Annotated in this window: 6 protein-coding genes; all 6 read left to right on the forward strand. The window is 57.0% G+C overall.

What is annotated here, in order from left to right; all coding sequences use genetic code 11:
- Window positions 1-10 precede the first annotated feature (10 nt).
- Window positions 11-1176, forward strand: a protein-coding gene (locus ACT3T6_RS16960) for an IS3 family transposase (protein ID WP_193054623.1) whose coding sequence is annotated in 2 segments (ribosomal slippage) — window positions 11-269 and window positions 269-1176 — 1167 coding nt in all. Because the reading frame shifts where the segments join, the coding sequence is not laid out codon by codon here.
- Window positions 1173-1400, forward strand: a complete 228-nt coding sequence (locus ACT3T6_RS16965) for a cation transporting ATPase C-terminal domain-containing protein (protein ID WP_193054616.1) — start codon at window positions 1173-1175, stop codon at window positions 1398-1400. Before ACT3T6_RS16960 ends, ACT3T6_RS16965 begins: the two co-directional genes overlap by 4 nt.
- Before the next feature lie 240 nt (window positions 1401-1640).
- A complete protein-coding gene (locus ACT3T6_RS16970; RefSeq protein ID WP_193054615.1) occupies window positions 1641-2153 on the forward strand; it encodes an RNA polymerase sigma factor in 513 nt (170 codons plus the stop codon).
- A 100-nt stretch (window positions 2154-2253) separates the two neighbouring features.
- The gene (locus tag ACT3T6_RS16975; protein ID WP_226913611.1) at window positions 2254-3144 is read left to right on the forward strand and encodes a FecR family protein; all 891 of its coding nucleotides are present in this window, start codon (window positions 2254-2256) and stop codon (window positions 3142-3144) included.
- Window positions 3145-3285: 141 nt separating this feature from the next.
- The gene (locus ACT3T6_RS16980; protein WP_193054614.1) at window positions 3286-5781 is read left to right on the forward strand and encodes a TonB-dependent siderophore receptor; all 2496 of its coding nucleotides are present in this window, start codon (window positions 3286-3288) and stop codon (window positions 5779-5781) included.
- Window positions 5782-5831: 50 nt separating this feature from the next.
- Window positions 5832-6679 (forward strand): ABC transporter ATP-binding protein (locus tag ACT3T6_RS16985; protein ID WP_443589434.1); only part of this gene is annotated, 848 nt, incomplete at its 3' end.

The following is a 6679-nucleotide window of genomic DNA, read 5'->3' on the forward strand; positions in this document are numbered from 1 at the left end:
TGAGGTGTCTATTTTGAATCAACGTCGAGCGTTTACCCCGGAGTTCAAGCTTGAAGCCGTGAACTTGGTACTAAACAAAGGCTATTCCGTTACAGAAGCCTGTGATGCATTGGATATTGGGCCCACAGCGATGCGTCGCTGGATTGACCAGTACAAGAAGGAAAAGCTGGGAATCATCTCCGAGGGACGCAAAGCGCTAACGCCGGAGCAAAGGCAGATCCAAGAGCTTCAGAAGCGCGTTGATCGTCTTGAGCTGGAGAAAGACATCCTAAAAAAGGCTACCGCGCTCTTGATGACGGACGAGTTCAAGCTCAAGCGCTGATTGGTTCGTTCAAACACCGTTTGCCGGTTCGTGCGCTTTGCAGCCTGTTCGGCTTACCTGCTTCCACGTATTACGAACAGGAACAAAGAAAAGATCTAATCGATGTTGAAAGGATTCACCTGCGCGCAACGGTGGCAGCACTGTTCAATGCCAGCAACCAATCGGCGGGCAGCCGAACGGTTGTTTTTCAATTGGCACTAATGGGCCTGATGGTGGGCCGTTATAAAGTCTCTCGACTCATGGAAGAGGCCGGGCTGGCCAGCAAACAGCCAGGCCGCCATAACTACAAAGCGGCGGGCGCTGCACATCCGATGGTTGAAAACCATCTGCAGCGTGAGTTTAACGTTCAGACTCCCAACCAGGTCTGGTGCGGTGATATCACCTATGTGTGGGTGGGTAAGCAGTGGGCTTACTTGGCGGTCGTCATTGACTTGTATGCCCGACGGGTAATCGGTTGGGCCACATCGCAGTCGCCTGATAGCGCGCTGACAATCAAAGCACTGAACATGGCTTATAACCTGCGAGGCCAGCCCAAAGGCGTGATGTTCCACTCCGACCAAGGTTGCCAGTACAGCAGCCTGGCTTATCAGCAGCAGCTATGGCGCAAACGAATGGTTCAGAGCATGAGCCGCCGAGGGAACTGTTGGGATAACGCCCCAATGGAGCGGGTGTTCCGCAGCTTTAAAAGCGAATGGATGCCTAAGCAGGGTTACCGCGACCTGTATGAAGCAACGAGAGACATAGGCCGCTATCTGATGAGCTACTACAACAGGCAGCGTCCGCACAGCTACAACGCCGGCCTGCCACCGGAGCTAGCTGAAAAAAGACTTAACAAACTGTCCGGAATTAGTTGACCACTACAGTTATCAATGCGATGGTGGTGATGGAAATCTTCTATCTTTTCAAAATCCGTTATCTTCATGCCTCGTCTTTCAGTTTTGTCGGCATGAAGCGGACGCCGGTCGTTCTCGCGGCCATTGGCGTCGTCGTGCTGGCGCAACTGGCCTTCACCTATCTACCCGCCGGTGCACAACCTTTTTGCAAGCGCGCCGATTTCGATTGTCGATGTTGCTGGTGATCGGTGTCGGCGTGATCTTAATGGCCAATTTAGGAAGTGGAAAAGATCGTTATCCGCCGCATGGACTGGCAGGCGGTCTGATGGGTAAAGCCGGATGAAGGCAGGCATTTCTCACGCAGTCGTATCTGTATGCTGAAATATGACGATGATAATCCAGTTTGACGGAGACAGAGCTTACGTCTAAGAGGCTTACGCCAAGATAGTCTCTTCCTCCCACTCATTGTTTCCGGTCTTGTCGACGTGGCTGAAAATAAGAAAAAAACGATCGTTCAGGTGTTGACGGAAAGCTATGGCGATCTGGTCAAGCATCTTGCGCGCCGCTTCGGGACAGCCACGGATATTCACGACGTCGTTCAGGATACCTATCTGCGTGCCGAAAAAATGCCGCCGGATATGGATGTGCAGAATCTGCGGGCCTATGTGTTCCGGATGGCGGACAATATCGCCATCGATCATTTGCGCAGAAAAAGCGCGCAAACGCGCTATTTCGAGCCACTGGGCGATCGTGATTCACTTTGCGCAGATGCCTCGCCGGAGCAGACGGCCGATTTCCGCCAACGCATCGCCATTCTCGAAAACGTCGTTGCAAATCTTCCGCCCCGGCAGAGGGAGGTTTTTCTCATGCATAAGTTCTACGGTCTCAGCCATTCGCAGATCGCCGAGCGGCTCGGAATAACGAAAAGTGCCGTGGAAAAACTCATCATCAAGGCGCTTGCGACCGCTCGAGCCAGACTGGATGAAAGGCTGAACTGATGAAAAAGCCATGTGCGATGATGAGGTGTAGCGATTGCAGATTCGTCAACAGGGTTAAGACCGGCAATTGCCGGGAACCTCATTTCGAGAGGAAAACCCGTTGAACGGCGGTGGCTACGAACGCATATTGTCAAAACAGAAGGCGAAAGACGAAGCCCTTGCATGGTTTGTCAGGGTCAATTCGGGCGATGCGGGCGATGCCGAGTTGCGCGCCCATAGACGCTGGCTTGCGGCTTCCGATGACAACCGCGCTGAATATGAGCGCATTTCCGGTATATGGTCCGATTTCGATAAGGTGGCCGATCCGCGATTGCCGCTCACCATGCGCAAGCCGCCGCTCGGGCGCAGGCCAGGCCGCCGTGCCTTCCTTGCAGGCGGACTTGCCACCGCGGCGGGTCTTGCGGCCGTTACGGCAATTAATGGATTACCGGCCGGTTTTCTCGCCGATTACAGCACCGGCACCGGCGAGCAGCGGAGCCTGACGCTGGCGGACGGGCCTTTTTCGCTGTCGCGAAGGACGCCCATCGTCCCTTCGTCGTCGAGGCGGCTTCCGGTACGGCAACGGCGCTCGGCACCCGGCACCCGGTTCTCGGTGCACGAATGGGGTGGGAATGCCTCCGTGGCGGTGGAGGAAAGCGCGGTTTCAGTGACCGCGCCGGACGGGTCGTCCGCTGTCCTGAACGTGGGAGAGAGCGTCTCCTACGGCCCCGGCGGTATGCAGCAAATCGCGCGTGTCGATGTGGAAAGCGACCTGGCCTGGCGTCGCGGCAAGCTGATTTTCGAGGATCGTCCGTTGCAGCAGGTCGTCGCCGATGTGAACCGCTACCGCAGCGGTACGATTCGTATTCTCGATGCGAAGCTCATGGATCTGCGCGTGAGCGGAATTTTCAATATTGCCGAACCCGATGCGGTGCTGACCACAATAACCGAGACCTTGCCGGTCAGGGCGGTGAGGCTTACGGATTATCTCGTTTTGCTGCGTGGGACGTAATCCCGTTTTGAGTCAAAACGTCATCCGCATAATTCCTGATAATTTTTTTCATATTTAGGGTGAGGTGGAATGCCGCGGAATACGTCTTCCTTCTGAAAGCATCCCGAGCGGGCTGCAAACAGACAGGAGAGGGAGAAGGAAATGATGCGGCAAACCGGATTTCTGACCGGCGGGACCATGAAGGCGCATATGCGAAAGATGGCGATTGCCCTTCTTGCATCGTCCTCGGCTTTACTGGCGGTTACGCTTTACGCCACCCAAAGCATGGCGCAAACCGTCCCGGCCTCTTATTCGGTGCCTGCCGGTCCCCTGGGGGCTGCGATTTCGCGCTTCGGCGACAATGCCAATCTTCAGGTTCTTTATCCGGCCGATTTGGTTCGCGGCAAGCAGACGAAAGGGGTGCGTGGCAATATGAGCCGTGAGGAGGCGCTTAGCCGTCTTCTGGCAGGCACCGGCCTTTCCTATCGGTTCACATCTTCGGACACCGTCACTCTGGAACCGCTGCCGAGGGAGGGGAGCGCAGGCATTGCGCCCGATGGGTCCACCGTTCTTTCGACCATCGTGGTCAACGGGCAGGGCGAGAACGCCTGGGGCCCTGCGCAAGGCTTCGTCGCGCATCTCTCCGCGACCGCGACTAAGACCGACACGCCCATTCTGGAAACGCCGCAGACGATCAATGTGGTGACGGCACGGCAGATCGAGACGCTGAAACCCTCCAAGCTTGCGGAAACGCTGCGCTATACGCCGGGTGTGGTGACCGAATTCCAGCCAAGCACCAGCTATTTCGACCGAATCCGCATTCGCGGCTTCTACAGCAACAATAATATCTACCTTGACGGAACCCAGCTCACACCTTCGGGTACGCTCGCTGTCGCGCAGGTGGACCCGTTTCTGCTGGAGCGTGTGGAGGTTCTCAAGGGGCCCGCTTCGGTACTTTATGGCCAGAACGGTTCCGGCGGCCTGATCAATATGGTGTCCAAGCGCCCGCTGGGCAATAACGACCGCGAGATCGGCTTTAGTGTCGGCACCGACAAACACCTTGAAACGACCATAGACTGGAACGGCGTTTCCGCGGATGAAACGTTCAGCTATCGCATTGCCGGCGTCGGCCGCAGGGCCGATCTCGATTCGGACTATGGCGAGACAGAGCGCTACGCCATCGCTCCGTCTTTCACCTGGCGTCCTTCGGAGGACACGAACTGGACGGTGAGGGCGGCGTTGCAGCGCGATCCGGAAGGTAATTCGAGCAGCTATCTGCCTGCGGTCGGAACCATCCTGCCCAATATCAACGGTCAGTTTCCGCGCGGGATCTATACCTGCGATCCAACTTTCTGCGATTACGACCGCAAGCAATATTATGTCGGTTCGGATTTCAGGCACAAGCTGAACGAGGATCTGGAATTTCGCCAGAACCTGCGTTTCACCTATGTCGATGTCAATTCGACCTCCTTCAGACTCGGTGCCTTGAAAGCCGATCAGAAAACGGTCAGCCGGCCGGCGCTTAATCAGGCGGCGACCACGCGCGGCATCGCAGCCGACAACAGCCTGAAATATGATTTTGACATTGGTGATACCCGCAACGAACTGATCGCCGGTTTCGATTATCGCCGGTTTTCCTCGGACAATCTTTCACTCTCCGGAACCAATTCCAGTCTCGATCTCAATCTGTTCGATCCGGTTTACGGCAATTATAGCCTGCCCACGCTGGCGCGCCGCACTGACAACAATGTCGTGCTGGAGCAATATGGTGTTTATGCGCAAAACCAGATGTCTCTGGGCAACTGGCGCCTGCTGACCGGCCTGCGTCAGGATTGGGCGAACACCACCAACGATAATTTTCTCACCGATTTGACAACGGAAACGCGTGACGATGCCCTGACGGGCCGCGCCGGTCTCCTCTATCTCTTCGATAACGGTCTTGCGCCCTATGTCAGCTATTCGACATCGTTCGAGCCGACTTCCGGTACGGATTATTATGGCGAGACTTTCAAGCCGACCGAAGGCAAGCAATGGGAAATCGGTCTGAAATACGAACCGCAATGGTTCAATGGCGTGTCCACCGCCTCGCTCTATGATCTCAAGCGGACGAATGTGACCACGGCCGACAATGAGCATACCTGCGCGGCGGCGCCCAATCTGCCCGATTGCGGCAATTTTTCGGTACAGACCGGCGAAGTGCGTGTGCGCGGGCTGGAGCTTGAAAGCAAGATCAGCCTGACCGAGAAGGTCAATGCCTCCTTCGGCTATACCTATATGGATGCCGAGGTTACCAGCAGCAATGACGGCTATGAGGGCAACAGGACGACCAATACGCCCAATCATATGGCCTCGGCCTGGCTCGACTACACCTTCCGCGAAGGCGTTCTCGACGGCCTGACGCTGGGTGGCGGCGTGCGTTATGTCGGAAGCATGTATGCCGATGACGACAATCTCAAGCCCATTCCGGCCTATACGTTGGGCGATGCGATGCTGGCCTACGAGCTCGGCAGGCTTTCGCCCAATCTAGACGGGTCGAAACTGGCGGTGTCGGTGACTAATCTTGCCGACAAAAAAGCTGTCGGCGGCTGCACCAGCGCCAGCTATTGCGATTATGTCGACGGGCGCAGTATCATCGGTTCCCTCAATATCAAATTCTGACAGGAGCGCACCGGCGGTTCGGACGAACCGCCGGTGCCGGTGTTTACGCCATGACAGTCGATCCGGACCAGACCTCGATTGCGGCCGCAGGCCTCGATCTGGCCTATCAGACGAAAACCATCGTTCATGACGTCGGTCTTTCCATCGCGAAAGGCACGGTGACGACGCTTGTCGGCCCCAACGGGTCGGGCAAATCGACATTGCTCAAGGGGCTGGGTCGGCTGCTCGACCCTTTGGGTGGACAGGTTCTGCTCAATGGCAGGGATATTCGAGAGATGCGGACGCGCGACATCGCGCGCAGGCTCTCGATCCTGCCGCAGGGGCCGGTCGTTCCCGAGGGCCTGAATGTTCACGAACTGGTCGCCTATGGCCGTGCGCCGCATCAGGGGCTTTTCGGCCTGACGACGGAGGAAGACCGGGCGGCGGTCGAGCACGCCATGGCTATGACCGGCGTCGCACCGTGGCGCGATACGCCGGTGGATGCGCTTTCGGGCGGGCAGCGGCAGCGGGTCTGGATCGCCATGACGGTGGCGCAACAGACGCAGATCATGTTTCTCGACGAGCCGACGACCTATCTCGACATCGCGCATCAGCTCGACGTTCTCGAACTGCTGCGCAAACTCAACCGCGCGCATGGCCGCACCATCGTCATGGTGCTGCACGATCTCAATCTGGCGGCGCGCTATTCCGATCGCATCGTTGCGCTGCGCGATGGCCGCATCGTCGCCGACGGTGCACCGCGGGACGTTATCACCCCGTCGATCCTGCACCGGGTTTTCGAGATCGAGGCGGAAATACATGACGATCCCGTTTCGGGATGCCCATGGTTCGTTCCCAGACAGATCGTCCCCGCACAAAACGCCGAAGAACAGATCGTTATGGAAAGAAGTGTGCCGCA

This window comes from Halomonas sp. 72 (genome assembly GCF_052379785.1).
GTDB lineage: Bacteria > Pseudomonadota > Gammaproteobacteria > Pseudomonadales > Halomonadaceae > Vreelandella > Vreelandella citrativorans.